Below are 1,013 nucleotides of genomic sequence, written 5' to 3' on the forward strand. Positions count from 1 at the left end.
CAGTTCGGCGACCTCGGCCCCGGAACGGATGGAGCCGTTCTGCTCCAGCGCGGGGTGCCGGACCCGGTCGGGCAGGGTGCGGATGGCTTTGCGGACCTCGGCGGTGACGGCGTGTCCGACCGAGAACGTGGTCTGGATCCCGCGCTGTCGGAGCCCTCGCAGGTGGGCGAGGAAGGCCTTGGCGCCGCCCGCGCTGTCGGCCCGTACGAGGATCGGAGTGCCGTGGCGGTGGGCGTCCGGGATCTGGGCGAGGGCCAGGTCGATGACCGCGATGTGGTCGGCTGCGGTGTTGGCTCCGGCGTTGCCCGGCCGCAGGAGACCGGCCAGGGCCTCGCCGGTGTTGTCCAGGAAGCAGAGCATCGGGTGGTAGCCGAAGCCACGTTTGTAGGTCGCGGCGGCCTGCTCCTTCTCGGAGTGGCACGTGACCAGGGTGGCGTCGATGTCCAGGACCAGACCCGGCAGTTCACGCTCTCCGGCATGCGATGGAGGCAAGGCGCGTCCGGTCTCGGCAGCCTGCAGCCAGGCGACCTCACGGACGGTGGCCCTCGCTGCCCGCACCGCGTCCAGGGCGGCCGGGTCGAGGCCGGCCAGCACCCGCCAGGCGGTGGAGGTGGAGGCGACCGGACCGAACACCTCGCCCTGGTCTCGCAGCACGGCCAGGTCCCGGATCGCCTCGCCGCCGTCGGCGAGCATCACCGCCAGATCCACCGCGACACGGCCGGGATCGTGTCCGGTGCCGCGTGGCCGCAGCCGGCGCAGGGCGTCGGAGAAGGCGCTGGTCAGCGTCGTGGCGTCGGCCAGATCCGCGAGCAGACGCGAGCCGGCGTGGTTGACCACCCCGTGCCCGTCGGCGCTGACGACGAGCTTGGGGCGTGAGCGGGTAGGGTGCACGCAGAAAGTGCCTTCCTGCTGGTACGACGGAGACCTTAGACAAGCCTCATCGTCCCAGTTCAGAAGGCACTTTCGCATTCCCGCCCACGATCCGGTCCCAGCCCGACGTGAAACGCGGAGGC

General features: G+C 71.5%; 1 protein-coding gene. It reads right to left on the reverse strand.

Annotated elements, in window-relative coordinates:
• On the reverse strand, window positions 1-891 hold an 891-nt coding region (locus ACWGKU_RS41140), incomplete at its 3' end, for a transposase (protein ID WP_452181113.1).
• Window positions 892-1,013 lie beyond the last annotated feature (122 nt).

The organism is Kitasatospora sp. NPDC054768, assembly GCF_053612025.1.